General features: G+C 40.5%; 1 pseudogene. It reads left to right on the plus strand.

Annotated elements, in window-relative coordinates:
• Positions 1–341: 341 nt before the first annotated feature.
• Positions 342–566 (plus strand): annotated as a pseudogene (locus tag EDM02_RS04280) (transposase); the annotation flags it as partial.
• Between the last annotated feature and the right edge of the window lie 5 nt (positions 567–571).

Consider the following 571-nt stretch of genomic DNA (forward strand, 5'->3'; position numbering starts at 1 on the left):
TAGTGGGTACTATGCTGCGTGCACTTCACCCTCGCGCGCCTTGCCAGCTTCCCAAATCCATTGAGTAACCGTAGAGGGCGAGTTCTGATTTTCAGCTTGCAGACTGGAATTTTCAACAGCTTTCATTAAATATTAGCCATTTGATATAATCTATAAAAAATATGGCTGCCACGCAAGTGAACGGTCAATGGCGTCAACTTAAGGCAATTCATGATTAGCCTACCCTCCTATTCTACTTGGTTATCAATAACAGCTAAACCTTAAGTTGACGCCATTGAGCCGACATTCCGCACAAAAACGCAATAAAAATCATTATTTATTTTGTTCAGTAGTAGTANGAAAGTTATCAAAAAGGAGTAGATCCAGAAGCAAGTTGGACTAAAAAAGGTCCTAAGCTATATTATGGCTATAAGCGGCATATACTTGTAGAAAGTAAAGAAGGATTAGTGCTAGCCGTCAGTACCACAAAAGCATCTAGTCATGATAGCGGTCATTTAGAAGACTTATTAAATAAAGTAAACTTACCGCCCGGTAGCAGGGTATATGCAGATAAGGGCTATAGCGGTTCGCC

The organism is Candidatus Cardinium hertigii (assembly GCF_003788695.1).